This is a genomic window from Spirosoma koreense (assembly GCF_054777875.1).
Map to the genome: position 1 here is coordinate 1,673,875 of NZ_BAAHAC010000022.1, position 25,819 is coordinate 1,699,693.

Sequence of the window (25,819 nt, forward strand, 5' to 3'; positions counted from 1 at the left end):
GATGATACTCGGTCGGGAATTTATAAAATTCTGAGGATTCCGTTCAGCACTATTAAAATATTTTAATAATATACCTGAAAACAACAGAATCCTCAGAATCTACTAGTCTAAGCTTATTTATCCCACCAGACAACGCTGGACAGCGTGTTGGTTCCGCCCTGCCGTGTCCGTGCGTCAACGAAGTTGGCGTTGTTGTAGGTGCCTTCCGAATCCGGAATAACAAAGCGGGTAGGAATTTTGCCGCCCGTAAGGTTTCCCGGATAGTTGGTCGGTGTTAGTACCGGGTAACCGGTCCGGCGCCAGTTGGAGAAGATCTCGTATTCGTCTTCCAGAAAGAGCGAAACCCATTTCTGCGTACCGATCTGTTCCAGTTGCTGGGCCGTCGTGCCGCTGGCTTTGTACGGGTTGGCCGCCAGATAAGCGTTGATTTTGGCGTCCGAAATAACCCCGCCGGTTCCGAACAGGGCCCACTGGCGCATGTTGGCTTTCACCGCATTTTCGTAGGCTGCCGTAGCGGTTATGCCCGTGTACCAGCCCCGTACGACCGCTTCGGCCAGCAGCAGGTTCATTTCCGAATTGCCCATAACCACCAGCGGAGCGCTGTATTTCAGCAACGTATTCGGGTTAGGCTCCGAAAAGCTGTTGAAATTGGCAGGCAGGCTGTTGTAAGCCGCATTGGGCATACCGCTCTGGCGGGCGGTGGTCGTATCGGCCGTGAAGGTTTTGTTATCGGTCGTTGTCCACACGATCGAGATCACGTTCAGGCGCGGGTCCCTGGTATTCTTCAGGTAGTCGATTAGGGTTTTGGCGAACTTGCCTCCTTCGACGTTGTCGCCACCAGGCGTAATGTAATCGGTGCTGAGCAGGCCGTTGGCAATGAAGTTCCGGCTGGCCGTCTGCGACCCATCGACGTAGGCAATCACCGCCCGGTCGGCGTCGTCCAGAATCACCCCACCCGCGATGGCTTTCTGCACCCAGGTTTTTGCCATTGCCGGATCAACCTCCGTCAGGCGCATACCGAGTCGCAGCATCAGCGAATAGGCGAATTTCTTCCACTTGGTCACGTCGCCACCGAACATCAGATCAGCGTTGCCGAAGGTTGTTTTCGAGGCATCGAAAGCCGCAATCGACTCGTCCAGCTCTTTCAGCAGATCGGCGTAAATGGCCTGCTGGGTATCGTACTTTGGTCCGTAGTTTTTGTCTGCCAGCGCTTTGCCCGCGTCGAAATACGGAATGTCGCCGTAGAGGTCGGTGAGCCGGTGGAAGATGTACGCTTTCCAGATGCGGGCGGCCGATAGTTTGTTCACATTGGCCGGGTTCGACGAAACCGCGTCGATCACCTGACGGATGGAAATCACCGAGCCCTGACCCGCGTTGGTTCCGGCGTAGGCGTCCCAACTGGAGGTCGAATAGCCGTAGTTGAAGTACTTGTCGCCCGCAGCCGGCACCTCTTTGTAAGTCGCAAAATGCTGCATCGACTGGCCGATGGTCAGGTAAGCCGCTCCCGTGAAGTTGGTGCTTACGCCATCTAGGAGCGCCCGAGTGAACAGGTATTCGGGTACGACTTCGGAGTATTTGTTCGGGTCTACGTTCATCTCTTCGAAGCCTTTGTCGCAGGACGACAGCAACAGGAACAAGGGAGCTGCGCAGAGTATATTTTTGACTAGACGGTTCATGGTCAGAAAGTTAGTTGGTTAGAATTTCACCGTTAGGTTCACGCCAAGGCTACGGGTTCTGGGCACGCCGAACGCTTCCAGCCCCTGCGCGTTGGTGCTGGTGTAGCTCGACTCCGGATCGAAATACTGGTTCTTTTTGTCTTTGTACAGAATGGCCAGGTTCCGCGCTACGAAGGAGATCGAGGCACCCTGCAGTTTCACGAACCGCAGTTTGTTGACCGGCAGGTTGTAGCTCAGAATGACCTGACGCAGCTTCACGAAGTCGTTGTTGAACATGAACATCGCCGTGTAGTTCTTGTCGTTGTCGTAGTAGGTATCGACGTCTTCTTTCGCCCAGGTTTTGCTGTACGGCGTTCCTTCCGGCGTAACACCCGTTACCGTAATGCCCGTTTCGCGGCCGGGCAGGGTTTCCTGCGGCAGGCCGAAGCGGTAGGCATACTGGTAGAGATTCGAATAGACGATGCTGCCGAATTTGCCGTCGATCAGCACGTTCAGTGAGAAGTTTTTGTAGCGGAAGTTGTTCGTAATCCCCATCGTCAGCGGAGGGGTTCCCTGGCCGATTTCCTGCAGATCACCCCGTACGGCGTAGCCGCTGGCAGTGTTGAAAATGACGTTTCCGTTCGCATCGGTTTTCTTCTGGTATCCCCAAACCGTTCCGTACGGCCGATCGACTACGTTCCGGACGATACCGCCCCCGACCCCGGTTCCGATATCGACGCCGGTAATGCCCTGCGCCAGCCGCTCGATCTTGCTCTTGTTGTAGGCCATGTTGTAGCTCACATCCCAGCCAAAATCTGCTTTTTTGATGGGGGTGCCGGTCAGCAACAGCTCAACGCCTTTGTTGCTCAGCTCACCCACGTTCAGCAGCGCCGAGGTGTAACCCGACGACAGCGCGATGTTCGAGGTGACGATGTCGTTCGTGGTTTTGCGGTTGTAAAGCGTCAGGTCGATACCGATACGGTTGTTCAGGAATTTCGCTTCGATACCGGCTTCGTAGGTCGTCGAGGTTAGTGGTTTCAGATCGGGGTTGGGCACCTGCGCCGACGACAGCACCTGCACCGGGCGACCGTTATGACCGCCCTGCTGCATCGAGTAGTACTGGTAAATCTGGTAGGCATTTACCGTAGCACCACCCACCTGGGCCCACGAAGCCCGCAACTTGGCAAAGCTAATGGCCTGTGGCAGCCGGAACGCATCCGACAGAATGAACGACCCACCCACCGACGGGTAGAAGATGTGGTTGCTCTTCGGGTTCAGCACCGAGAACCAGTCCTGCCGACCCGACAGCGTCAGGTACGCCACATTTTTGTACCCAAAATCGACCGAGCCGAACACCGAGTTGATGGCGCTTTTCAGGTAGGTCGGCGTGGTCGTCGACGTGGCCAGGTTGGTGTAGCTGTAGAAGTAAGGCACCGTAAATTCGGTACCGGCAATGAGTGTCTGGTCGAAAATGGCCTTCTGGGCGTTGGCACCGAGCAGGGCCGAAAAACTAAGGTCCTTGAAGAAGGTTGTGTTGTAGTTCAGCGTCAGCATACCGTTGGTTTCCGACGAGGTCGTCTTCCGGGCTTCGTAAGAACCCAGCGGTTGGTAGGCATTGTTGGTCGGCTGGATGTATTCCGACGAGAACGCATAGTAATCCTGGCTGACGCTTCCTTTGAGGAACAGGTTGTCCAGGATGTCGTAGCGGATGCTTCCCTGGCTGATGAACCGGTGTTTGGTATCGTCGTTCTTGAACTTGTTGACCACGAAGTACGGGTTCGGAGCCGCCGGTACCGGGTTCCACTCCATTTCTTTGCCCGTTACCGGATCATAACCCGGAGCCAGGCTGCGGATGTCTACCACGTTGGCGATCAGGTACGTAGCCCAGTGTGGGTTGAAGTCGGCGTATCCAACTTTGGGGCGGTTCGTGCCTTGTTCAACGTTGTACTGAAAAACCGTTTCAACGCTCAGCTTCTTGCCCAGAAACGCGTTCAGGTTCAGGTTGGCGATGCGCCGGTTAAACGACGAATTCGGCACGATACTGTTCGACTGGGTATTGTTCAGCCCTAACCGAAAGTTGACCGTTTCGTTGCCGCCCGTCAGGCCCACCGAGTTGATGTAGTTGGTTCCCGTCCGGTAAAAGTTCTTCAGGTTGTTCCGCTGGGGCGAGTAAGGGTGCAGTTGCCCATCCACCTGAATCGTGGGCTGGCCGTCCATCCGGGCTCCGTACGAAAGACGCCCCGTGCTTTTGGCTTCGGTAACGGTCGTCGGTTTTTTCCCATCGACGCCCTGCCCAAACTCATACTGCCAGTTCGGAATCACGGCAATATCTTCGAAGGTCGTATTGCTGTTGATTTCTACGCCGACACCTTTTTGACCGCGCCCTTTTTTGGTCGTGATCAGTATGACCCCGTTAGAAGCGCGCGCTCCGTACAGCGCTGCCGCCGGCCCGCCTTTCAGTACGCTGATCGATTCGATATCGTCGGGGTTGATCCCGCCGATGCCATCGCCCCGGTCTACGTTCATGCCGTTACCGTCGGCCGCCGTGCCACCTGGCGTGCTGTTGTCCATAGGCATCCCGTTGATCACGTATAGCGGCTGGTTATTCCCGTTCAGTGAGCCATTCCCGCGGATGATGATCCGGCTGGAACCACCCGGTCCCGTAGCCATACCGGTGGCGTTTACCCCGGCAATCTTTCCCGTTAGGGCGTTGGCTACGTTGTTTTCACGGGCTTGCGTGAATTCACTGCCTTTTACTTCCGACACCGCATAGGCCAGCGCTTTTTTCTCCCGGGCAATACCGAGCGCCGTCACGACGACCTCACCGAGTGTGCTGGCTTCCGGTACCAGGTTGACCGTCAGACTGGTCTGATTGCCAACGGTTACCTCTTGGCGCTGAAAGCCGACGAAGCTGAAAACAAGCACCGCATCGCCTTCCGGAATATCGATGGCGAACGAGCCATCGGCAACGGTGGTGGTTCCCCGCTGGGTTTCTTTCAGCACGACGCTCACGCCCGGCAAACCAGCTCCCTTTTCGTCTAAGACTGTCCCCGTAATTTTGCGCTTCGGGGCTTCCCGCAGGGTCATCGGCTTCAATTCTGTTGTTTCGACCCGGGCTTCCTGACGCTTTAAGATGATCCGTTCCTGAAAGACTTCGTAATTGACCTGGTAGGGAGTAAGCACCCGGCTCAGTACGTCGGAGAGTGCTTCGTTCTGAAATTTGTAGTTCGTTTTCCGTTCGACCCCGAAAATCTGCGGGTTGTACATGAACTTGATTTTCGTAACGGCTTCCAGTTTGTCCAGTACCCGTTCGATATCGGCATTGTGTAATTGAAATGTTACTTTTTGCTCCAGCACCTTCTGGCCGCTAACGTCGTAGGCGTGGGCGAAGGTGGCGAGAGCGACAGAAAGGAAGGCTTGGTAGAGGCCAATGCGCATGATTTTCTGTATTGTCTTTTGACAAAGTAGTCTTTTTGACATAGTTTTGGCTGTTGTCGGATGAAAATTCGGCACAATAAAGTCCCAGTCCGCTATAGCGGAGTCGTAATGAGCTTACACGAAGGGGCTGTTTTCGAGTCGAAGGTGTTGGCGCATCTTCGACTTTTGCTTTGTTAGAGGATCTTTGGCGATGGGTTGGTCATAGGCTTCTTTAGTTCAGCGTAGGTTAGTTTTCAACGTGTCCTCATAACGTCTTTGGCTAATTACAGCCTTTACTATCAATCACAATGTAGGTATCCAGCTGGTCGTAGTGGGCGTTGATCGTGTGGCAGATCAGGTCCAGTTTGTCGAACAGCGGCTCGTCGGCCAGGGAGGCCGTCAAGAAGCAGTTCTTCATGGCTTCTTCGTCGAAAATGATGCGAATACTATACGCTTTTTCCAGGGCGGCAAAGACCTCGGCAATGGGCGTACGTTTAAACGTAAATGCCTGATTAGGAGCCTCTTTAGCCAGCAGAGCCGGCTTGTTGACCAGGCTCCGGACCAGCCGGGTATCTTCCGCCGAGAACACCACCTGCTGGTTGGGCGTCAGCACCGTACCGCCTAGTTTATAATCTTCTTTCTGGTTTTCTGATGTCTGTTCCCGCGCATATACCGATACTTTTCCCGTTTTCACGACCACTTTCACCTGTTTGGCGGTTTCGTTGGTCTGAACCGTAAAGCTGGTACCCAGTACTTTCGTGATCAGGCTATTGGCGTATACATAAAAAGGACGTGATGGATTTTTAGTGACATCGAAAAAGGCTTCACCCGTTACGTACACTTCACGTTTCACCCCTAAAAATTGCTTCGGATAACTCACCCGGCTTTTTGGGTACAGCAGAATCAGGCTCCGATCGGGTAAGTTGACCACCATCGGTTTATCGGTAGTATTTTTCACTTCCGCCAGCGGGCTCTCTACCTGAGCGACCAATTCATTGTAGGTTACATCCTGATCGGTAGTGGTCCGATGCGTCAGATACCAGCCGAACAGCCCAAGCACGACCAGCACACTGGCTGCCATACCGTAGCGGATCGGCGAAAATTGAAGCCATCTGATCCGTTCAGGCTTTTTTTGCGCATCCAGAGCGCTGTAAAGTCGGCTTATCTCGTGCTGAATTTCCCCATCCGAAAGCTGAGCCCGGTTGTTAATTCGCTGCTCATTTTGTGTACTGAGGGTGATCAGCAGAAAATAGGCTTTTTCGACCAGCATTTTCCGGTCAGGATTCCGGGCCAACCACTCCATCCAAAAAGCGCTGGCTTCGGGGTCATTATCCAGTTTCCATCGTTGAAACGAGGAATCAGCTGCTAATTCTTCCGGTTCCAGATCTCGGTAATCCTGCATGCGTCAAGTACGATCTATGCTCTTTTGGGGTAAAGATGCAAGAACATGACGCCGATACTCATTTTGGGGAAATTTTATTTTAAAAAATTTTAGAATGCCTGTTTCAGAGCTAAATCGGCCTGTTTGGGGAATCAGAACCTAGCTATTTTCTTTGTAGGCAGCCTGACGACTCACCAGGCTCGTCTGTTTATACGATGAATATCGAACATTTTGCCCTGTGGGTACGCGATCTCGATCGGATGCGGATTTTCTACGAAACCTACTTCGGCGCTATCGCCAACGATCGATACGTAAATGCCCGAAAAGAATTTTCATCTTATTTTCTGAGTTTTCCCGACGGTGGGCCACGGCTGGAGATTATGCAGATGCCCGGTATTCGGGAACGCCAGCCGGATGGCCTGGCGCAGTGGATGGGGTGGGCGCACCTGGCCTGCTCGGTGGGTAGCGAGGCCGCCGTGGATGCCCTGACCGAGCGGCTCCGGACGGACGGCTATATCGTCGTCGACGGACCACGCCGGACGGGCGATGGCTACTACGAAAGCGTGGTGCTGGACCCGGAGCAGAACCGGATCGAGATAACGGTTTGACCGATAACGAGGACCATCCGCGTTACAGCTTGACGACCATAGGCTTGGCGCGCACCGTTTCTTTAACATCGCGCCGGGTCAGGATATCGAGCAGAATCTCGGTCATGTACTGCCGTTTGTTGAACACAATGTCGTGGCGGTTTTCGGGCAGCAGAAACTGCTTTACCCGCGCATTGACCAGGTGCGCCTGCGCAAACGATACGTTGGTGGGGTAAACCAGCTCGTCGCGCTGGCCGTGTAGCATGGTTATATTCGACCGAATCTTGGGCCAGTCCGGCAGAATCGCTTCCAGGGCCTGGCGGTGGGCTAGTTTCTCATCGTTGGCCAGCCGTAGCAGGGGCGGTACCCCCCAGTGAATCAGCGGGCTGTCGGCAAAATAGCTGATGGGGTACGTGCGCTCCAGTCCGGGGCCGAGCGCCGATGAGACAAACACAACGTGATTAACCCGGCCGGGATTGTTCATGGCGAGCCGGGCCGAAACCGAACCACCATACGAAGAACCGACGACCATCAGATACGGGGCCTTCCGGTACCGATCGATGAGCGGCTGGAGTAATTCGGCCTGACGAATGATCGAGGTTTCGACCCGGCCGTAATCGGAAAAGCCGTAACCCGGCCGGTCTACAGCTACCAGTTGGGCGCGGTTCAGTAAGGTCGTATCTTTGAAAAACTCGTTGAAAAACGAAAGCGAACTGGGGGCTCCGTGCACAAACAATACTACCGGCAGGGAGGAATCACCGGGCTGAACGGGTGTTTCCATAAACCGGATGGTGCGGATGGGTTCGCTCGGTTTGGCCACCCGGTAGTAATGCACGACCGGACGAATGCGCTGCCCCTGAAACTCTTCGGCGATCTCCTGATCCGACTGGCGCGAATCGACGAACCAGGCGGCAATGACCACCCCGGTCGCCAGCACGAACAGCGCCAGAAAAGCCCAGCCAAGAACGCGCAGAAATCGCTTCATTAAGGTTGTACGCAAAGCCATTCCTGCAATATACTGATTAGATTTTGCCCTCAACGGGTTCCTTTTCTTCTTTTTTAACGACCGGTGGTATCGGGCAGCGTTGTCTGATCGATTGGCGGTGGCGTCTGGATAAAGGTCGAATCGACTGTTTCGCCCGACGTTTCGGTCGAATCCGACTCGCTGGCTTCCTCTTCATCGTCCGAATAACCGCAGTTCAGGTATTCTTTGCTGACGCCGTCGAGCTTGGGCAGAGGACCCTGTAAACTTTTGAATTTCGGATCGTTGTAGACTTTCTCCAGGAAACTACCTACCAGGGGCAGGGCTGTTTTAGCGCCTTCGCCAAGATCGGTCGACCGAAAGTGAATACTCCGGTCATCACCACCGACCCAGGCCCCGACCACCAGGTTGTTAGAAATACAGACAAACCAACCATCGGAATTGTTTGAGGTCGTTCCGGTTTTTGCGCCCAGCTCATTGTGGTTTTTGAACAGGTTGAACGACCAGAGGTTCTGCGACGTGCCACCCGATTCCTGCAGCCCACCCTGAAGCATGTAGCGCATGAGGAAAGCCGATTCGGGACTTATGGCGCGCTGGTGCTGGCTGGTAAAGGTTTCAATGACGTTGCCGTCGCGGTCTTCGATTCGCTGCACGATCATCGGCTCGGTCGATTCGCCATCGTTGACAAACGTGCAGTAGGCACCCACCAGTTCATACAACGATACGTCGGACGAACCCAGACCGATGGAAGGGACAGCCTCCAGCCGACTTTTAATGCCCATGCGGTGCGCGTACTGCGCCACCCGCTCGGGCGTAACCCGATCCGTGAGTTGGGCTGTAATCGAGTTGACAGAGCGGGCCATGGCCCGGCGCAGGGTCATGTTCGAATACGTGAAATAGCCGGTCGAATTGCGCGGTTCCCACAACTTATCCTCTCCATTCTCGCGGTATTCTTTTCGAAATGGACGGTCTTCCAGCCGATCGCAGGGGCTCAGGTTGATCAGCGTGTCGTCGATGGCCGTAGTGTACACGAACGGTTTGAAAGTCGAACCGGGCTGCCGTTTGCCCTGCTTCACGTGATCGTATTTGAAATAATCATAGTCGAGGCCGCCGACCCACGCCCGAATGTAGCCCGTATGCGGGTCCATAGCCACCATGCCCGATTGCAGGAAGTGCTTGTAGTAAGCGATGGAGTCGTATGGGGTCATTTCGGTCGAGTCGTAGCCGCGTTTGCTGTTCCAGCTGAACACCCGCATCTTGTACTTTTTATGTTTCATGTAGTACATGATCGAATCCGGGTACAGTGGCATGAACCGGCGGCTCAGGGTCTTATACCGCTCCGTCCGACGGGCCACCGAATCGATGAAGCCAGGCAGTTCGTTACCATCTTCGTCGGTCCACGGATTGCGCCCGCGCCAGTGGTTATCGAATGTCCGCTGCAACTGCTTCATTTTCTCTCTGATCGCATCTTCGGCGTAGGTCTGCATCTTCGAATCGACCGTTGTAATGATCCGTAACCCATCGGTATAAAGGTCATACCCATTCTCTTCGCCCCATTTTTTCACGTAATCCTGGACCGCGTTTTTCAGGTAACTGGCTGGGCCTGAATACGGGTTTTCGGGCGTGAAGTCGGTCACGAGGGGCAGCGCACTGATAGAATCGGCCTGGGCTTTAGTCAGAAAATTATATTTCGCCATCTGGCCGATGACCACGTTCCGGCGTTCTCGGGAGCGCTTGGGATGCCGTAGTGGGTTGTAGCTGGTTGTCGCTTTTTGTAAGCCAACCAGCACAGCGCCTTCCTGTACGTTGAGGCTATCGGGCATTTTGTTGAAAAACGTTCGGGCTGCGGTTTTCAGCCCGAACGCATTGCTGCCGAAGTCTACCGTATTGAAATAATAAGTGATGATTTCGTCCTTGGTGAAATTCCGTTCCAGCTTGAGGGCCATGAGCCACTCTTTCGATTTGTAAATAATTTTTCGCACGAACGGAATCCGGGTCAGGATCCCCGAACTGGTTTTCCGGCGGGTTTTAAACAGGTTTTTGGCCAACTGTTGGGTGATGGTCGAACCGCCCCCTTCTCGGCCAAAACTAAACATGGCCCGGCCAATGGCGCGTGGATCGACACCCCCATGTTCGTAGAAACGGGCATCTTCGGTGGCCACCAGGGCATTGATGAGTTGCTTCGGAATGTTTTCGTACTTGATCGGTGTGCGGTTTTCGGCATAGAATTTCCCGATCATTACCCCATCCTGCGAATAAATCTCCGACGACTGGTTCAGTTTCGGGTTTTTCAGTTCTTCCACACTGGGCATCTCGCCCGTCAGGTACAGGAAATTATAATTGAGGGTAAACACGTAAATACCCAGCAGCAGTGATCCCCACAAAAAGACTTTCAGGCCATTTTTCAGGTACGGATAATACCAGGAGTTGGGGTCGATGTACTGATGAACGAACGAACGGAGCTTGTTGCGGTAAGTGCGGTAGGTAGCGGTCCATGAATTGACCCGCTCTTCGCCGGCTACCCGCGCGATCTGTCGGCCAACTCCACGCCTGACATTGCCCAGCAGGTGCTGGCGTTGTCGGATTCGTCGTCGGAACGCACCAAAAGCGTGCCGAACGGCGCGGAATCGCTCCCTGTATTGACTCATGCGTATGTAATCGAAGAAAACTTTATACTAGTACACAGGATCATCCCAGAACACTAACGTAAGTGTATTTACTTAATTGGGTAACGTAAAATCTACTTCAGTTACCCCGCTGGGCAAGTCCGGGTCCGGTTCGACCGGGCATCAAATATAACGTATTTTCGATCCATGTTATATACAAAAACCGGGCTGCGTGAACAACCCGGCCATTTTCTGGGAGAAACAGGAAAGCCTGCGGGAAATGAAGCGCGGTCTGTTGCGTTCCGGCTTTATTTCTTTTCGAAGGTCATAGCGATGCCATTCATGCAGTACCGCAAGCCTGTGGGTTTAGGACCGTCGTTGAAAACATGCCCCAGATGACCGCCACAGACGTTGCAAAGCACTTCCGTACGGACCATTCCGTATGATTTATCGGTGTTTTCCTGAATGGCGTTTTTGGCAATAGGCTGGTAAAAACTAGGCCAGCCCGTACCCGAATCGAATTTAGTATCGGACGAAAAGAGCGGATTATGGCAGGCCGCACAATAGAATGTCCCGTGATCGTGAATAGAATTCAGCGGACTGGTAAAGGCGCGTTCGGTGCCGTGTTCGCGCAGAACGGTAAACTGACCGGGAGTCAGGATCTTCTTCCATTCGGCATCGGTTTTAACCACCTTCCGGGGAGGGTTATCGTCGGCTACAGGCTTCACCAGCGTCGTGGTTTCGGCTGGTCGGGACAGAATCCCGGCAGACCTAAAGGCCACACTGACAACCAAACAGGCGGATACTACGAAAAGCAGGATAGTTTTCATGAGATAATGCATAAAAGCTGGTGTAAACATACGCAGACGGCGCGTATGCCAATTTCGTCGCCAACTGCGCCAGTCAGGGCCGATACGCCTAGACTGAAAGATACCAGCAGCGCGTCAAAAGAATAACAAGAAAACGTAAGCGTGCGTTCAGCTTTTCAACTGGGTTATAGCCAGCAGGGTAGAGAGCGTAGGGGTGGGGCTACCCCCCCGCTTTTCAACGGTGACGGCAAAGGCATCGGCCCGGGCAATCGAGTGGTTCAACTGTTGCACCAGCTTTGCGTCGCTGCCAGCATCGAAAACACCCGCATCGACCGGCTTACCGTCGACCAGCGACCAGAGTTGATATTGCTTGTCGGCTGGCAGAGCAGGAAGCGATTGTACCTGTACGGCAACCTGCTGCGTCTGGGTATTCCAGAAAAGAAGGATATTTCCTTCCGGTGCTTTCTCGTTGCCCCGCAGTTGAAGCGTGCGCAAACCGGGCTGCCTAACCAGCGCCAGCATCTGATCCGTTTGGGTCTGATTGGCCCGCAACTGGCGTAACTGAGTCTGTAACGACTCGTTCGCATCGCGGGTGGAAGCCAGAGTTTTCTGATTCGAACGCAGCTGAGATAGCAGATAGAACGAGAAAACCAGCAGCAGCAGTCCTACCGAAGCGGCCACTACCCAGGTAAGTCGGTAGGTATACGTAGCGGGTGGGTCTACCGGCATGGGGCGAACGATCGTCTCCCGGTCGGGTTGCTGTTGGGGTTCGGTGGGCTGCTCGAAGGGCAGAGTTTCCAGTAATTTAGTCCGTATAGAGGCTGGTGGTTCAACGCTGTGGGCCGTTGCGTATTGTTCGAGCGCAGCCGACAGTTGGTCAAGTTCTCGCCGTATGTCAGGATAAATAGAGGATAGGCAGTCAACCTCGCGCCGTTCCTGGTCGTTTACAACGCCCAAAACATACGATTCCAGAATACCTGATTCTATATATTCTGTTACATTCATAATTTAAATAGATCCTTTAACTCCTGTAAGGCAGCGCGAACTCTGGTCTTTACAGTGCCCAGCGGCAGATTCAACTCTTCGGCAGCTTCTTCATGCGTATAGCCACCGAAATAAACCAGATCAATTAGCTGCTTACGCTCGGGCCTTAACTTATCGACCACTTCCTTAAGACCGATATGATCTGGATTGGGCTGATCCGTATGATGCTGTTGATCAACAATACCTACGTTGTCTTCGTCGGTTCGGATTGCGCCAAAAGGCTGAGTTTTACGGGATCGTAGCGAATCAATGGCGGTATTCCTGGCTACGTTCAGCATCCAGGTGAATAAACGACCTTTGCTGGCATCATAGGCATCGATGTTTTTCCAGATTTTTACGAAAATATCCTGTAAAATATCCTGCGCCTGCTCTTCTTCACGGACAATGCGCAGAACGACACCGTATAAAGCCGGCGAATATTGGTCGTATAACCACTGAAAAGCTTTTTGGTCGCGCTGGACCAGCTTTTCGAGCAGGATACTTTCCGAAACTAAAGAAGACTGACGTTTCACGCAGGCGGTTTTAAGTGAGCCAAATATAGAGAGAAAATCAAAAAACGAAAGATAGCCCGTCAATAAAGTCACGCATGCCTGCTACGCTTATAAATTAATGCGGCCTCTTGCCGGTCGTTTGTAAAGGGCTGACAGCAAACGAAGTGGTCGGTACGTGCTGTACATAAACCGAACCACTTCGTTTTGCCGGTCAGCCATAATACGCTGATCCGCTCCGCATACATAACCGGAAGGTAGCTTTATCCTTACTGGTCCGACTTCTTCTTCGGCGTAGGAACAGTGTTCGGATTACTACCGGCACCCGTAGGCGCCGTGGTTACATTGTTGCTGTTGTAATTAGTCGTGTTGCTGTTGTTGATCGACGTGCCGTCGCTGGAGGAGCTTTCCCGATAGCGGGCATCCTGTACCGACGTGTTGGTATTACCGTTGTTATTACGGGTATTTTTCCGGTTCTGTCTCATGGCTCGCTTCTGGTCACGGGAGCCTTTCATCGGGGTCGAATCCGGCGCAATGGCTCCCTGCGGATACGTGGTCGAGGTGGCCGTTCCGGTGGGGGTTGTCTGCGCCCAGCCCGGTGTGGCAGCCAGCGTAAGGCCGACGGCGATGAGGCTTAATGTGTGCTTGATTTTCATAACGTTGTTGAGCTTACAAGGGTAAAATCTTATTCTTTTTAACTGAATTGGCCGTAAAAAGTTTACCCTATAGGTGCATGGTCCGGCCAAAGGCCAATAGTTTTGCCGGGTAATCAACAACCCAAAAACCAATCGTATGCAGTCTATTCTTCCCCTACCCACTCAACCTGTAAAACCAGGAACTAGTACAGGTCAGCTTTTCTGGCACACCGAAGCGGCTGGCAATCAGAAAACCATTGATTCGTATTCACCCGCCGATGGGCAACTCATCGGGCGGGTCATTGGATCGTCCCGCGCGGATTACGACCGGGTCATCGAAACGGCACAGGCCGCTTTTGTGCAGTGGCGTCAGGTACCCGCTCCGCGCCGGGGCGAAATTGTCCGGCAAATGGGTGAGCAGTTTCGGCACTACAAGCGCGAACTGGGTACTCTGGTCAGTTATGAGATGGGTAAGTCGTTGCAGGAAGGGCTGGGCGAAGTACAGGAAATCATCGACATCTGCGATTTTGCCGTCGGGCAATCGCGGCAGCTCTACGGGCTTTCGATGCATTCCGAACGACAGGCGCACCGGATGCTGGAGCAGTGGCACCCCCTGGGCGTGGTAGGGATTATTTCAGCCTTCAATTTTCCGGTGGCCGTCTGGTCCTGGAACGCTATGATTGCCTGGGTGTGCGGGAACGTGTGCGTCTGGAAGCCGTCCGAAAAAACACCCCTGACCGCGCTGGCCTGCCAGCAGATTATTGGCGAAGTGCTACGCAACAACGACGTGCCCGAAGGTGTCTCGTGCCTCGTTACGGGTGGCCCGGATGTGGGTGGATGGCTGGCCAACGACCCGCGCGTCGGGCTGGTGTCGGCAACGGGCAGTATCCGGATGGGTAAAGCGGTTGCCGAAGCGGTAGCGGGACGGTTAGGGAAAAGCCTGCTTGAACTGGGTGGTAACAATGCCATCATCGTGACGGAACAGGCCGACCTGGATTTAGCCATTCCGGCGATCGTGTTCGGCGCAGTAGGTACTGCCGGGCAACGGTGTACGACCACGCGCCGGATCATTGTGCAGGAAAGCATCTACGAGGACGTGAAGAACCGGCTGAAGCACGCGTACACCCAGCTGCGTATAGGCAACCCGTTAGACGAGTCGTTTCATGTCGGTCCGCTGATCGATCTGCAGGCAGTTCAAGCCTATCTGTCGGCCGTTCAGGCCATTCGCGAAGCGGGCGGCCGATTTGTTGTCGAGCCAGAGGTATTGAACGGACTGGGTTTCGAATCAGGCTGTTACGTCAAACCCTGCATTGCCGAAGCCGAAAACGGATGGGCTATTGTCCAGCGCGAAACCTTCGTGCCAATTCTTTACCTGCTCCAGTACAGCACCCTCGACGAGGCCATTGCGCAGCAGAATGCCGTCCCGCAGGGTTTGTCGTCGGCTATATTCACCCTGAACCTGCGCGAAGCCGAGCAGTTCCTTTCAGCGGCCGGGTCCGACTGCGGCATTGCTAACGTGAACATCGGTACGTCGGGGGCGGAAATAGGCGGGGCTTTTGGGGGCGAAAAAGAAACGGGCGGTGGCCGCGAATCCGGCTCCGATGCCTGGAAAGCCTACATGCGCCGACAAACCAATACAATCAACTACGGCACGACCATGCCACTGGCGCAGGGAATTACCTTTGAGTTATAAGTTTTTCCAACAGGATTGACGGGATTTTACTTAAGGCTATAAAATCGGCTTTTCAGCACGTAGCCCGGCGTATCGCGCTTCATACTCCGGCGCATACGCCGAAGTTCGCCCCGCCGTGTAAGACGGTACAGTTCGTTGTCGTCGCCAAAAAAGTAGTTAGGATAACCGTCAATGTCCCAGGCTCTTTGCACAGGAACCTGTACTCTATGCCGCTTAGTCAATTCGCCGAATTAGGTTTTGTTTATCTATAACGAAAGATAGTTATTTGTTTTCGACATCCGGCTATGAATTGGTACTGATAAAACTGCGGAACTATACGGCGCTGATAAAAAGCTGAAAGCCTATTTTTAGTGCCGCGAAATCGCGCACAATAATATGTTGGGTGATACGAACAAACATAAAAAATGAGTGTATTTCGTCGCTCAGTCGACAGGCCGCACGTCTCGACAGGACATTTTGGAGCTTCCATTTTAGGGTTTCCTGCGACAAGGGAAACGCTCCAGTTGAGGTAGTTAAAAACTACATCTATCACATATCGTGCAACAGAGCGAACGCTTAGCAAAGAGTAATATCTCGAATCTAATTGCTATTTATCCGATAAAGAATGAATGATAATAAACTTAATGAATGGATAACTGGAATTCAAGCAAACACTGATCCAGAGAAAGCCTATATCAATTTTTTCATGTATGGGGGAGGAGTGGATGAGTCAGCAATTAGAGCTAACAAGGATGGACTTCTTCTTTTTGCCCAACGCCTTATCCAAGCAGCTAATGAAATTGATAAAGTGGTAGAAGGAAAAACGGTCTCGATTAGCGACGAGTATGCAGAATGGATTGACTCAGAAAGCGAAATTTGTTTCCATTACGTTGAAAAAGTAAGTGGCTATACTAACAGCGATGAGCCGGAAACTTGGCAGGACAGAATTGAGAAATATTTCATCTTTGCTCTATTCATTAGTGCGGTAGGCATTTTTATTTTGGGCCTATGGACACTTGTCAATTTTTTTCGATAGACCTTTCATAAAGGAAGCTATCTGGAGACAGGCAACTCGTCCCGTAGGAGGCTTTGCAGCCCAACCAAATGAGGGTGTAAAGGTTGACGCACGTTTGTTGTCTTGGGTCGTTCGCTCATCCATCAGCCCTCATGGTCGTTGGGTGCAGTCCAAATAGTTACTTGCATTTCCGCGTCCGAGTGACAGTGCGAACGCCCCGGTAAGGCAACGCGGGGCTTGTAGACAGGGTCCGGTGACAAAATTTACGCCCCGCTGAGGCAAGTTTGGGCATCTATTTCCGGGTTTCGGCTGGCAGGGTGAACGCGCCGACAAATCAGGGTTAGGTGTTAGGATTGCGACTCCTTTGACAAGATCAACGTTTCGACAGGCAGGACTCGAAATAATACAGTCACCCAAACTACACATTTCGCATTTTGTATAGCTGCAACGAGCGTGAGGCAATCGGCGAGTCAGTAGCCATTTTATGATGCCCCTCCAGGTTGACAATCCCAACTGATTTTCTTTCTGAAAAAACTTGCGAAACTGAATGGTTGCGCGTAAATTTGCAACCATTCAGTTTCGCAAAGTAAAAAGTAAATAAGATGAGACGCGATATTTTTCAGGCAATAGCCGACCCTACAAGGCGGGCAATCATCACCCTGATTGCCTTGCAGGCCATGACACCCAACGCTATTGCGGAGAACTTCAACACGACCCGACAAGCTGTTTCCAAACACCTGCGTATACTCACCGAATGCGAACTGGTGAAACAGGAACAGCAAGGCAGGGAGATCTACTACTCACTGGAAGTTGAAAAAATAAAAGAGGTTGATCAGTGGGTAAACCAATTCAGGAAACTTTGGGAAACTCGCTTTAATCAACTTGACGACGTATTATCAACACTTAAAAAAAGCTAAACATGAACGATTTCACCGTTGACAAAACAACACAAACGGTCACCTTCTCCCGAGAATTTGATGCCGATCTTTCGTTGGTATGGGATGCTTATACGAAGCAGGAGATTCTTGATCAATGGTGGGCGCCCAAACCCTGGACCTCAAAAACAAAATTTATGGATTTTGAAGTGGGCGGTCGACGGTTTTATGCGATGGTTAGTCCTGAAGGGCAAGAACGTTGGGCAATTCAACAATACACATCCATTAGTCCGAAAACTAATTTCAAATTGTTGAATGCGTTTGCCGACAAAGATGAAAATCCAGAATTGCCCGGTTCTGAGTGGGATTTAACGTTCAGCGAACAAAACGGGAAGACAACCGTACGGATCAGTATTTATAATGAATCGCTTACCCGCTTAGAGAAGATGCTTGAAATGGGCTTTAAGGAAGGAACGGCTATGACCATGAAAAACCTGGAAGAGTTGCTGGCCACTTTATCGCTGCAAAAGTAAAGAGATAAATTGCCGTTAACATCGGCTTGGCGAAGTAGGGCTGAACGATCTATATTCAGTGCTGGTAGTCAATCGGCAGTAGTGCATTTGTTCAGCAGACAGCTTCAAATACTCAGCATCGCCAAGCCGTAAACCGTTGATTGCAAAGGCATACAGCCAGTAAGTGCTGCACCAGCGGACTACTTGTTGTGCGCTCGGTTGGGCGACAAAGTTTCCTGCGAAAGCATACTCGCCCTCGCAGGAAGCGTTATCGCCCAAGGCAGGCAAATTTGTAAAGACGAATGTAGCTGAGTTTAGTCTATCTTGTGGACACAATCGGCCGTTGCGAATGCTGGGTGCGAGTCCATACTACATGGTGTAAAGCCGATCACGGGCGACAGGTTGAGAATTTTAATGAATTAGACAAATTTCGGCTAACAGGGTAAGCGTTGTAAAAAATGGCTTCATGTTAAGGAATGATACGATTTCTACTTGATTTTCAGACGACCAATATTATCGTAATTACGGACAATTCAATTCAGAAAGTTGATTTCTATTATGTAGCCGATTTTCTTGAAATTGAGAAAAATGAGGAGAATGATTATGAAATGTCAATCAGGGATATTTTTAATAGTTTGCTGAATTACTGGAAGTTACTTTTGAGCGAGAATTCAAACGATATATTTTTAATATATGATTTATCCGATCAGTATATTTCATCGTTTCACTTGGAAATTTTTGATGTTAAAGGGCGTAGCTTTTTAAAGATTACCAAAAAACATACTCAGGAATTGACGAGTTGGTCGGTGACAAAAAACACCAGTCTCGCAGAATTAAAAAGTAAAAAATGGGAAATTGACAACCATTTTTCTATGCAAGGAAACCGCGAGAGTATTTTACGAGGTCTTGATTGGAGCTTAGAAAATTTACGAATCAATACGAATCCTGTTAATCTATAAAGGAAAAAAGGATAGCTTTCAGTCGACAATTTAAATGGCCCGCGTGGGAAGGTTCGAGCTTCTATTTCGGCGTCTCGGCTGACGAAGTGGACGCCTTGGTTGGGCAGGGTTAGCTTCGCGACTGAATCGAATGAAAGCTTGCTCCAGTCGACAGGTATAGCTTGAGGTAAAGAACGAACTCAACGTGTCAGAATTTTTTTACTTTAAACAGCAATATGTTTTCCCATAAGGACTACTCGACAATGACACTCGACGAATTGATGTCAGAAGAGACAAAATTAAAATCACAAAAAATTCCCGTGGCTCTGTTCATCGGGGCATTGGTTGGCGTTGCAATTTGGTCGGCTACCCATCAAGGTGGTTTTGTGCTTACTATTGGTTTACTACTGGGTGCTTTTTGGCTTAGTTCCAGGTTTGCAAAAACCCTAAAAAGCATTCAGGCTGAACTAGGCCGCAGAGATACAGTTGGATAATTAGTCGGCTGTCCTTGTTCCGTAACAGGCAGCCGTCCTACAGGAGACTTTGTCGCCTAAGCCTGGTCGGGAGAAAAGGCCTGGCGATACGGCTCCGGATCATCATGAATCAGCTTCTGGGTGGCAGGTCACTTCCAGAGATATTGTTACACAACGCTTCTGATTGTCAATTTGCTGTCAATCCTGGCTGTATGGTGGATGACGTTTGTCATCTCATCGTACATGACCAGGTGCTTCACGACTGTTGTTAATTTTACAGCCGGCACAGGGATATTTGTCAATAAACTTCCGGAATCTACTGTTGAAATAAAGCAAAGCCGACCCCTCCGGACATGGATTGCACCTTCCTAAATAAGCCGACCGATCACCTATGAGTAAGACACGAACATTGCTGGTGCTGGGTCTCCTCTTATTGATTGGCTCTTTTAAGGTTCAGGCAGATACGTTCGATATCCAGCTTTACGATACGTATTATGTCATTGGCTGGGGAATCCTCCTCAGGAGTGTGGGTTTGGTATGCTGCCTCATAGCGGGCATTTATTTCTTACAGAACCGTCCGGTTAGGTAGTGGGGCTATTACAAATCGTGTGACGCAAAGCAAATTCTGCTGGGAAAAGGATCGAGCCTTAGTAGCCTTTCGAGTAGTTTCCCAGGCCACTCGTTCTTTGGCGTTGGGCAGCCGGCAATACCTGCTGGCGATTGCTCCTAAACCACCATATTTTTGTATGAACTTACGACTTGTACTGAGTCTGGCCTGTGCTGTGGCCCTGTTGAGCCATTGTTCGACCAAACCATCCGGGACGCCCATTGTTGGCACCTGGGAACTCGTGTCGGCGACAAGCACCGAAAAGGATTCGACTTATTCGACCTTCGATCCGACGCATAAAATGATTAAACTTATCAACGCTACCCATTTTGCCTTTCTGAATCATAGCATAGACCGAAGCAAAGATTCGTCTGCGACGGCCTTCTCGGCCGGTGGGGGTACTTATACGCTGACAGACAGTACCTACACCGAGCATCTGGACTACTTCTCGGATAAAGCCTGGGAGAACAACAAATTCGAGTTTGTCGTGCATATCACGGGCGATACGCTGGTTCAGAAAGGAGTCGAAAAACTCGATAAGCTGGGGATCGACCGCATTATCATCGAGAAATACAAACGAGTCGACAAGTAAGTTTCGACGTCTGACCCGTTTTCCTGCTCACTAAAGGCTGGACTTAATCCAGCCGGACCCAGATCGTACCAGAAAGGGCTTCCCAGGGTTCGAGAATGGTCAACCCTTCGCCATTGTTGAACGCATCTACATTGGCCGTCAGCGGTTCGATAGCCACCCGGTCGCGTCGGGCGGGTGTATAGCAAACCAGGTAATTAAGCTTTCCGGGGCCGGTTTGCTGCCCGACAATCAGGCGGACACCCGTTTGGAGCGACGTTAGGACGGTTTCGGCGAATGGTTCGGCTGCGTCCGGCTGGCTGGTCGGCTCGATCGCAAAAGCGGTGTCCAGTTCTACCCCGTCGAGGTTCAGCGTACCCGCTTCTTCGGTCGGATGTCGCCCGTCCGGAATCATGTTTTCGTCGAGTGAGATGGGCGTTCGGGTGGGCAGCGACAACGACAACTGGTCGACCGGCTCGTCGGTAAAGCTAAAATACGGGTGCCAGCCAAACGCTGCCGGAGCGCGGGTTATTCCGATGTTCTGGGCTGAATAACTGATCCGTAAAGCGCACATTTTGTCTTTCTCAGGATTACTGCCATAAGCTAGCTGATTGGCCTGAACCAGTTCATACGTAACGGTCAGAATAAACGGAAACGGGTACCCCACCGTATCGCCCAGGTATTCATACCGCAGCGTCAGCTGCGCATGCGTTGCGGTAACATCCTGATCCACGACCGAAAACGCGCGGCCATGTACGAAACCATGCAGCGCATTATCACGCCTGCTCTCGTTTAGTTTCAGGGCATACTCTTCTCCATCGAACTGATAAATCCCATGCCGGATGCGGCTCGGAAACGGATACAGCAGGGCGCTGGCGTAACTTTCATCGGCCAGCAGGGCCTGGGGCGAGTCGGGTGAGTGCAGCAGGGCAAACAACTTTTTCCCCTTCCGTAGTACCAGGCGTCGGAGAATCCCGCCAAATTCGGGGATAATGGTAATGAATTCGCCCGATTCGGTATGTTCGAGCAGGTATTCGGTAAGTGAGGTGGTTCCGCTGGGTAACGGTCCAAATGGCTGAGTCGTGATCTGAAACGGCATGATAACGTAAACGCAGGTCGTTTTACTAGTAAGCCATTCTGTTCATCTATTGTTTGTTCACATCGGCGAAATTAATCTACAGTACCGGCGACATGACCCGTAAGCCATTCATTCACATTTCTCCCTCGACGCCCAGCCCAAACAGGGCGAAATCATACCGTACGGGGTCGGCCGGATCGAAACTGCGCAGGGCTTCTGTTAGCTCCAAAGCCGCTTTCCAGTCTGTTTGCGGGCGCGTCAGCAAACCCAGTTGGCGAGCTACGCGGTTAACGTGTACGTCGATGGGCATCACTAACTGATGCGGTTGCAGACGCGTCCATAGTCCAAAATCCACCCCCCGATCGTCCTGGCGAACCATCCATCGTAGAAACATCAGCAGCCGCTTACACGACGAATTGCGGGCGGGTGTGGCAATGTGTTTGCGGGTGCGCTCCGGGAAAAAGTCGGTAAGGCCGCAGAATCGGTCGTGGAAGGCAATCAGGCTGGCTTCGACGGTGTCGGAAGCCGTCCTTGCGTCGCCCGTCTTGCTGGTTAAAAAGGCGTCTTCCAGCGAATCGTGTTGCTGGTAATACTGCCGGAAAAAGTGCAGAAAGTAAAGCGCATCCGTAGCATTGAAGGTTCGGTGTTTGAACGCCAGAAACCGCTTCAGATCACTTTCCTGGTGATTTCGGATGAAGTCATAAGGCGCGCCATCCATCAGATCGACCAGTTCGCTGGTTTTCTTCAGAATCACCGGTCGTTGCCCCCAAGCCAGTACAGCCGCCCAGAAGCCCATGATTTCAATATCCTGCCGACGGCTGAAGCGGTGCGGAATACAGATCGGGTCGCGCTCGATGAAGGAAGGTCGATTGTATTGATCGGCCTTCGCGTCTAAAAAATCTTTTAAGGAAGAAGTTGACGTCAGGACATGATCCGGGTTCATCGGCTATGGCCTCCGCTTACTACCCAGGCCATGGCCTTGGAAATTCCGGAAAAAACGGCGAGTAGCGTCGACATGACAAAGGTGAAGACCGCAATAAACGGATACGCCAGAGTAAACATAATGCTGAACGTAACGTAGCCCGGTGAGGCTTTCATCTGGGCATCCCGTTCGCGGTGACGCCGGGCAATCCGTTGTTCCTTTGTTTCTTTTTCCATAACTATTAAGTAGGGTCGCTTCTTAGCGAACGATATAACTCACCTCAGCTCGAAAACGACGATCGGTGGGTGAAAGTTTCGCGAAGGCCTGCGTCGATAACTTAATTAAAATCTTATCATTGATGCCTGTATTGGGCAGCCTGCCAATTACCTTGACCCAGATACTCTGGTTATTGAACTCATTCCGGACCTGCACCAGCGTCCCGATTGGAGCCGTGCGGTGCAACGCCAGGTATTTCCCCGATCCATCAGCCCCTTCGATCATTTCGGCCACTCCGCTGTCGGAAATTCGTCGTCCATGTACGGGCATCGGCGCGTCGTTGCCGGGCCTGGGCGACTCGATCTCTACTTCGGCAGGCGCAGTGCCAGCGGGCGTAAGGGGCCGATTCGTTACGTCGGATTCGGGTCGGCGTTCGGGCTTCGATTCGGCCGGTGCGACTGGACGGGTTTCGGCCGGACGAGGCTCGGTCGGTGGCGTTGAGGGGCGGGGTTCGGCCGGATGGACGGCAACCGTTCGCGCAGGGGTGTCGGGCGTCCGGGCCGCCACGGTTGGCATAGACGTTGACGGCATCCGGGCCAGATGCGCTTTTTCAGAGACGATGAGCGCCTGACCGATCAGGACGTTATTGCCCGCCAGGTTGTTCCATTTGCGCAGATCGTCCTGCGATACTCCATAGCGGCTGGCTAAGCTGTAAAGCGTCTGACCGGCTTCGACGACGTGGATACCCGCTTTGGCCGGATCGTCGGTTTTGCGGGCATCTTTATTCTCCGCTTTGGCCTGACGACTCGCTTCTTTTTCCTGCTTCTTTAGTTCCTTATCGGCCGTTTTTTCATCCTGGTGGCTAAGGCTACGCTCTGGAACCGGCACTTTGACGAGCTGACCGTAACGAACCGATTCTTTCAGCTCTGGGTTGGCGGTCCGAATTTCGGCGACCGACCGTTTATAGCGCCGGGCAATCGCGTAGAGCGTCTGACCTTCATCGACACGGTGCAGAATGAAGCGTTTCCCGTTTTTCTTTTCAACGCCAACCGAATCGGTGATCATCGACCCAATGGGTAACCTGGGATGCGCATTGACGAAGGAGGTATACGCCAGGCTACCGAACAGGAGCAGAACGCAATGTATAGAGCGGTTTTTCATAGGTATCGCAGCGGGCTACTCGTCGATGTTGGCCAGCCTGTCAGCCGTATGTACGACTTTGGTTGTAAAAATAACGTAAAATACTCCTGTTTTTATTAGAAATAAAGTTTTACAGGGCCATTAGGTCCCAGCAGCAAGCGGTCGCGAAGCAGAACTTAGGCACTTCGAGCCCTGGTTTGTCATAAGGACGATTAAATGTCTTAAAAGAAACCGGAAGCCGTCGGTTTTTAAAAGAAAGTAAGTAAAGGGGGCGGTAGAAGCCGTTGTTTCTCCTTCTGTTTTTACGAACTGCACACCGATGGCATCGTCCGGCAGCGTTGTTGTCCGGCAGACGGGTTGCTGTTAAATCTTCTTAAAATACCAGTTTCGCCGATCTTTCCGAACAGAAGATCACGTTTGAGGTTAAACAGAGAGCAGATTTGTAATTTGTACACCGAATAGCTCCACGATTTAAACACTGCCGAACCTATGCAAAATTATTCGATACTCTGGGCCGACGACGAGATCGATCTCCTGAAGCCCCACATCTTATTCCTCAAAAATAAAGGTTATGACGTAACCTCAGTCAATAGTGGAGCCGATGCCCTCGATCAGGTCGAAAATACGAATTACGATGTTGTATTCCTCGACGAAATGATGCCCGGCATGACGGGACTGGAAACCCTGTCGCAGATCAAACAGATGCGTCCTAATCTGCCGGTGGTTATGATCACCAAAAGCGAAGAGGAGCATATTATGGAAGAAGCCATTGGCTCTAAAATCGCTGATTATCTGATCAAACCGCTCAATCCCAATCAGATTCTGCTGTCGGTCAAAAAGATTCTCGACAACAAGCGGCTCGTGACCGAGCGTACCAACATTGGCTATCAGCAGGATTTCCGGAATATTTCCATGCAGTATAACGACCGCATGGATTTCGATGAATGGGCCGAGGTATACAAAAAGCTGATTTACTGGGAGCTGGAACTCGATGGTTCGCAGGACAGGAGTATGTCTGAAGTGATGAACATGCAGAAAAGCGAAGCCAATTCGGAGTTCTGTAAATTCGTAATGGACAATTACGAAGACTGGCTGAACGAACCTAAAATGGCCAGTCCGGTTATGTCGCACCAACTGATGCGCAAGAAAGTATTTCCGCTGCTGGATCAGAGCGGCAATGCGGCCCCGCTGTTTTTCGTGCTGATCGATAACCTGCGCTACGACCAGTGGAAAGTGATTGAGCCCCTGCTGACAGAGTATTTTACGGTTGAGGAAGAATCGTCGTACTATTCGATTCTGCCGACAACCACAGGCTTTGCCAGGAACGCTATTTTTTCGGGTATGATGCCCAGCGAGATGGAGCGCAAACATCCCGATCTGTGGGTGAATGACGATAATGAGGACGAAGGGCTGAACAACCACGAAGATGAGTTTTTGCGTCGGCAGCTTGAGCAAAGCCGCCTGAACGTCAAAATGTCGTACCACAAAATCCTGAACGTCAACCAGGGGAAGTCGCTGGTCGATAACTTCAACAACCTGCTGCAGAACCACTTAAATGTAGTCGTCTACAACTTCGTCGATATGCTCTCGCACGCGCGTACCGACATGGCCATGATCAAAGAGCTGGCTCCCGATGAGTCGGCGTACCGGTCTATTACACGGTCGTGGTTTCTGCATTCACCCCTGCTGGAATTTATCCAGAAAGTAGCCGCCAAGGGCGGACGGCTCATCATTACGACCGACCACGGCATGATCCGGGTGCAGAAACCGGCTAAAATTGTCGGTTACCGCGAAACCAATACCAACCTGCGCTATAAGCAAGGCAAAAACCTTGGGTTCGACGATAACCATTTGTTCGTAGGCCGAAAGCCCGAGCGGTTGTTTTTGCCCAAGCCGCATGTATCGACCGCTTACGTGTTTACCCTGGAAGATTACTTCTTCGCTTACCCGAACAATTATAACTATTACGTCAACCATTACCGCAATACCTTCCAGCACGGAGGGGTATCGCTGGAAGAAATGATTATTCCATTTGCGTATCTGAAGGCAAAGTAAGTTACGCTCACTAATTATACCGTTCGGAAAACGCGCACTCTCGATCAGAGTGCGCGTTTTTTTATTGGTTAATGGGTGGTTGGGCCGCTTAATATATTTATCGGTGGGGGATGTTATTTTAATGTTTATTTTATTTACATCATA

The 25,819-nt window shown here is 51.7% G+C and carries 23 protein-coding genes; 10 read left to right on the forward strand and 13 right to left on the reverse strand.

Going from position 1 to position 25,819, the window contains the following annotated elements; translation table 11 throughout:
* Window positions 1-113: 113 nt before the first annotated feature.
* From ACYVC2_RS20425 to ACYVC2_RS20435, 3 genes are all read right to left on the reverse strand, one after another.
* Window positions 114-1,676, reverse strand: a complete 1,563-nt coding sequence (locus ACYVC2_RS20425; protein ID WP_461105159.1) for a SusD/RagB family nutrient-binding outer membrane lipoprotein — start codon at window positions 1,674-1,676, stop codon at window positions 114-116.
* An 18-nt stretch (window positions 1,677-1,694) separates the two neighbouring features.
* On the reverse strand, window positions 1,695-5,093 hold the full coding sequence (locus tag ACYVC2_RS20430) for a SusC/RagA family TonB-linked outer membrane protein (RefSeq protein ID WP_461105160.1): 3,399 nt from the start codon (window positions 5,091-5,093) through the stop codon (window positions 1,695-1,697).
* A gap of 259 nt (window positions 5,094-5,352) precedes the next feature.
* Complete coding sequence (locus ACYVC2_RS20435; RefSeq protein WP_461105161.1) at window positions 5,353-6,474, reverse strand: FecR family protein; 1,122 nt, start codon at window positions 6,472-6,474, stop codon at window positions 5,353-5,355.
* A gap of 194 nt (window positions 6,475-6,668) precedes the next feature.
* Here ACYVC2_RS20435 and ACYVC2_RS20440 point away from each other — a divergent pair, with 194 nt between their 5' ends.
* Window positions 6,669-7,061: a VOC family protein gene (locus tag ACYVC2_RS20440; protein ID WP_461105162.1), complete on the forward strand. Its 393-nt coding sequence runs from the start codon at window positions 6,669-6,671 to the stop codon at window positions 7,059-7,061.
* 22 nt (window positions 7,062-7,083) lie between these two features.
* On the opposite strand, the gene ACYVC2_RS20445 is transcribed toward ACYVC2_RS20440, so the two are convergent.
* From ACYVC2_RS20445 to ACYVC2_RS20470, 6 genes are all read right to left on the reverse strand, one after another.
* On the reverse strand, window positions 7,084-8,025 hold the full coding sequence (locus ACYVC2_RS20445; RefSeq protein ID WP_461107200.1) for an alpha/beta fold hydrolase: 942 nt from the start codon (window positions 8,023-8,025) through the stop codon (window positions 7,084-7,086).
* 74 nt (window positions 8,026-8,099) lie between these two features.
* Complete coding sequence (locus tag ACYVC2_RS20450; RefSeq protein WP_461105164.1) at window positions 8,100-10,670, reverse strand: penicillin-binding protein 1A; 2,571 nt, start codon at window positions 10,668-10,670, stop codon at window positions 8,100-8,102.
* Between the two features lie 266 nt (window positions 10,671-10,936).
* Window positions 10,937-11,458 carry a peptide-methionine (R)-S-oxide reductase MsrB gene (gene msrB, locus ACYVC2_RS20455; protein WP_461105166.1) on the reverse strand — a complete coding sequence of 174 codons (522 nt, stop codon included), beginning with the start codon at window positions 11,456-11,458 and terminating at the stop codon, window positions 10,937-10,939.
* A 147-nt stretch (window positions 11,459-11,605) separates the two neighbouring features.
* On the reverse strand, window positions 11,606-12,442 hold the full coding sequence (locus ACYVC2_RS20460; RefSeq protein ID WP_461105168.1) for an anti-sigma factor: 837 nt from the start codon (window positions 12,440-12,442) through the stop codon (window positions 11,606-11,608).
* Window positions 12,439-12,993, reverse strand: coding sequence for an RNA polymerase sigma factor (locus ACYVC2_RS20465; RefSeq protein ID WP_461105170.1), 555 nt, complete (start codon window positions 12,991-12,993; stop codon window positions 12,439-12,441). Before ACYVC2_RS20465 ends, ACYVC2_RS20460 begins: the two co-directional genes overlap by 4 nt.
* A 245-nt stretch (window positions 12,994-13,238) precedes the next feature.
* Entirely contained in the window at window positions 13,239-13,625 is a 387-nt protein-coding gene (locus ACYVC2_RS20470; RefSeq protein ID WP_461105172.1) for a hypothetical protein, read from the reverse strand.
* Between the two features lie 136 nt (window positions 13,626-13,761).
* Between ACYVC2_RS20470 and amaB the strand changes: the two genes are divergently transcribed.
* The 8 genes from amaB (at window position 13,762) to ACYVC2_RS20510 (ending at window position 20,288) form a co-directional block, all read left to right on the forward strand.
* Window positions 13,762-15,297, forward strand: a complete 1,536-nt coding sequence (gene amaB / locus ACYVC2_RS20475; protein ID WP_461105174.1) for an L-piperidine-6-carboxylate dehydrogenase — start codon at window positions 13,762-13,764, stop codon at window positions 15,295-15,297.
* Between the two features lie 604 nt (window positions 15,298-15,901).
* Window positions 15,902-16,312, forward strand: coding sequence for a hypothetical protein (locus ACYVC2_RS20480; RefSeq protein WP_461105176.1), 411 nt, complete (start codon window positions 15,902-15,904; stop codon window positions 16,310-16,312).
* A 581-nt stretch (window positions 16,313-16,893) separates the two neighbouring features.
* Window positions 16,894-17,208, forward strand: coding sequence for an ArsR/SmtB family transcription factor (locus tag ACYVC2_RS20485; protein WP_461105178.1), 315 nt, complete (start codon window positions 16,894-16,896; stop codon window positions 17,206-17,208).
* 2 nt (window positions 17,209-17,210) lie between these two features.
* The gene (locus ACYVC2_RS20490; RefSeq protein WP_461105180.1) at window positions 17,211-17,699 is read left to right on the forward strand and encodes an SRPBCC family protein; all 489 of its coding nucleotides are present in this window, start codon (window positions 17,211-17,213) and stop codon (window positions 17,697-17,699) included.
* A 455-nt stretch (window positions 17,700-18,154) separates the two neighbouring features.
* The gene (locus ACYVC2_RS20495; protein WP_461105182.1) at window positions 18,155-18,637 is read left to right on the forward strand and encodes a hypothetical protein; all 483 of its coding nucleotides are present in this window, start codon (window positions 18,155-18,157) and stop codon (window positions 18,635-18,637) included.
* A gap of 242 nt (window positions 18,638-18,879) precedes the next feature.
* On the forward strand, window positions 18,880-19,110 hold the full coding sequence (locus ACYVC2_RS20500; protein WP_461105184.1) for a hypothetical protein: 231 nt from the start codon (window positions 18,880-18,882) through the stop codon (window positions 19,108-19,110).
* A gap of 370 nt (window positions 19,111-19,480) precedes the next feature.
* Window positions 19,481-19,678, forward strand: a complete 198-nt coding sequence (locus ACYVC2_RS20505) for a hypothetical protein (protein WP_461105186.1) — start codon at window positions 19,481-19,483, stop codon at window positions 19,676-19,678.
* A 157-nt stretch (window positions 19,679-19,835) separates the two neighbouring features.
* Window positions 19,836-20,288: a hypothetical protein gene (locus ACYVC2_RS20510; RefSeq protein WP_461105188.1), complete on the forward strand. Its 453-nt coding sequence runs from the start codon at window positions 19,836-19,838 to the stop codon at window positions 20,286-20,288.
* A gap of 43 nt (window positions 20,289-20,331) precedes the next feature.
* On the opposite strand, the gene ACYVC2_RS20515 is transcribed toward ACYVC2_RS20510, so the two are convergent.
* The 4 genes from ACYVC2_RS20515 to ACYVC2_RS20530 all read right to left on the reverse strand — a co-directional run bounded on the left by ACYVC2_RS20515 (window position 20,332) and on the right by ACYVC2_RS20530 (window position 23,641).
* A complete protein-coding gene (locus tag ACYVC2_RS20515; RefSeq protein WP_461105190.1) occupies window positions 20,332-21,363 on the reverse strand; it encodes an aldose epimerase family protein in 1,032 nt (343 codons plus the stop codon).
* 112 nt (window positions 21,364-21,475) lie between these two features.
* On the reverse strand, window positions 21,476-22,285 hold the full coding sequence (locus ACYVC2_RS20520; protein WP_461105192.1) for a TIGR02757 family protein: 810 nt from the start codon (window positions 22,283-22,285) through the stop codon (window positions 21,476-21,478).
* The gene (locus ACYVC2_RS20525; protein WP_461105194.1) at window positions 22,282-22,500 is read right to left on the reverse strand and encodes a hypothetical protein; all 219 of its coding nucleotides are present in this window, start codon (window positions 22,498-22,500) and stop codon (window positions 22,282-22,284) included. The genes ACYVC2_RS20520 and ACYVC2_RS20525 overlap by 4 nt, the downstream gene beginning before the upstream one ends.
* A gap of 22 nt (window positions 22,501-22,522) precedes the next feature.
* Window positions 22,523-23,641 carry a DPBB and LysM peptidoglycan-binding domain-containing protein gene (locus ACYVC2_RS20530; RefSeq protein WP_461105196.1) on the reverse strand — a complete coding sequence of 373 codons (1,119 nt, stop codon included), beginning with the start codon at window positions 23,639-23,641 and terminating at the stop codon, window positions 22,523-22,525.
* Window positions 23,642-24,109: 468 nt separating this feature from the next.
* Between ACYVC2_RS20530 and porX the strand changes: the two genes are divergently transcribed.
* Window positions 24,110-25,675 (forward strand): T9SS response regulator signal transducer PorX, encoded by a 1,566-nt coding sequence (gene porX, locus ACYVC2_RS20535; RefSeq protein ID WP_461105198.1) that lies wholly within the window; start codon window positions 24,110-24,112, stop codon window positions 25,673-25,675.
* Window positions 25,676-25,819: the final 144 nt, after the last annotated feature.

What these genes read in the sequence shown, in the direction of transcription:
- ACYVC2_RS20425 (WP_461105159.1), bottom strand. Translation starts at nt 1,676, where the DNA reads ATGAACCGTCTAGTCAAAAATATACTCTGCGCAGCTCCCTTGTTCCTG.
- ACYVC2_RS20430 (WP_461105160.1), bottom strand. Translation starts at nt 5,093, where the DNA reads ATGCGCATTGGCCTCTACCAAGCCTTCCTTTCTGTCGCTCTCGCCACC.
- ACYVC2_RS20435 (WP_461105161.1), bottom strand. Translation starts at nt 6,474, where the DNA reads ATGCAGGATTACCGAGATCTGGAACCGGAAGAATTAGCAGCTGATTCC.
- ACYVC2_RS20440 (WP_461105162.1), top strand. Translation starts at nt 6,669, where the DNA reads ATGAATATCGAACATTTTGCCCTGTGGGTACGCGATCTCGATCGGATG.
- ACYVC2_RS20445 (WP_461107200.1), bottom strand. Translation starts at nt 8,025, where the DNA reads ATGAAGCGATTTCTGCGCGTTCTTGGCTGGGCTTTTCTGGCGCTGTTC.
- ACYVC2_RS20450 (WP_461105164.1), bottom strand. Translation starts at nt 10,670, where the DNA reads ATGAGTCAATACAGGGAGCGATTCCGCGCCGTTCGGCACGCTTTTGGT.
- msrB (WP_461105166.1), bottom strand. Translation starts at nt 11,458, where the DNA reads ATGAAAACTATCCTGCTTTTCGTAGTATCCGCCTGTTTGGTTGTCAGT.
- ACYVC2_RS20460 (WP_461105168.1), bottom strand. Translation starts at nt 12,442, where the DNA reads ATGAATGTAACAGAATATATAGAATCAGGTATTCTGGAATCGTATGTT.
- ACYVC2_RS20470 (WP_461105172.1), bottom strand. Translation starts at nt 13,625, where the DNA reads ATGAAAATCAAGCACACATTAAGCCTCATCGCCGTCGGCCTTACGCTG.
- amaB (WP_461105174.1), top strand. Translation starts at nt 13,762, where the DNA reads ATGCAGTCTATTCTTCCCCTACCCACTCAACCTGTAAAACCAGGAACT.
- ACYVC2_RS20480 (WP_461105176.1), top strand. Translation starts at nt 15,902, where the DNA reads ATGAATGATAATAAACTTAATGAATGGATAACTGGAATTCAAGCAAAC.
- ACYVC2_RS20485 (WP_461105178.1), top strand. Translation starts at nt 16,894, where the DNA reads ATGAGACGCGATATTTTTCAGGCAATAGCCGACCCTACAAGGCGGGCA.
- ACYVC2_RS20490 (WP_461105180.1), top strand. Translation starts at nt 17,211, where the DNA reads ATGAACGATTTCACCGTTGACAAAACAACACAAACGGTCACCTTCTCC.
- ACYVC2_RS20495 (WP_461105182.1), top strand. Translation starts at nt 18,155, where the DNA reads ATGATACGATTTCTACTTGATTTTCAGACGACCAATATTATCGTAATT.
- ACYVC2_RS20500 (WP_461105184.1), top strand. Translation starts at nt 18,880, where the DNA reads ATGACACTCGACGAATTGATGTCAGAAGAGACAAAATTAAAATCACAA.
- ACYVC2_RS20505 (WP_461105186.1), top strand. Translation starts at nt 19,481, where the DNA reads ATGAGTAAGACACGAACATTGCTGGTGCTGGGTCTCCTCTTATTGATT.
- ACYVC2_RS20510 (WP_461105188.1), top strand. Translation starts at nt 19,836, where the DNA reads ATGAACTTACGACTTGTACTGAGTCTGGCCTGTGCTGTGGCCCTGTTG.
- ACYVC2_RS20515 (WP_461105190.1), bottom strand. Translation starts at nt 21,363, where the DNA reads ATGCCGTTTCAGATCACGACTCAGCCATTTGGACCGTTACCCAGCGGA.
- ACYVC2_RS20520 (WP_461105192.1), bottom strand. Translation starts at nt 22,285, where the DNA reads ATGAACCCGGATCATGTCCTGACGTCAACTTCTTCCTTAAAAGATTTT.
- ACYVC2_RS20525 (WP_461105194.1), bottom strand. Translation starts at nt 22,500, where the DNA reads ATGGAAAAAGAAACAAAGGAACAACGGATTGCCCGGCGTCACCGCGAA.
- ACYVC2_RS20530 (WP_461105196.1), bottom strand. Translation starts at nt 23,641, where the DNA reads ATGAAAAACCGCTCTATACATTGCGTTCTGCTCCTGTTCGGTAGCCTG.
- porX (WP_461105198.1), top strand. Translation starts at nt 24,110, where the DNA reads ATGCAAAATTATTCGATACTCTGGGCCGACGACGAGATCGATCTCCTG.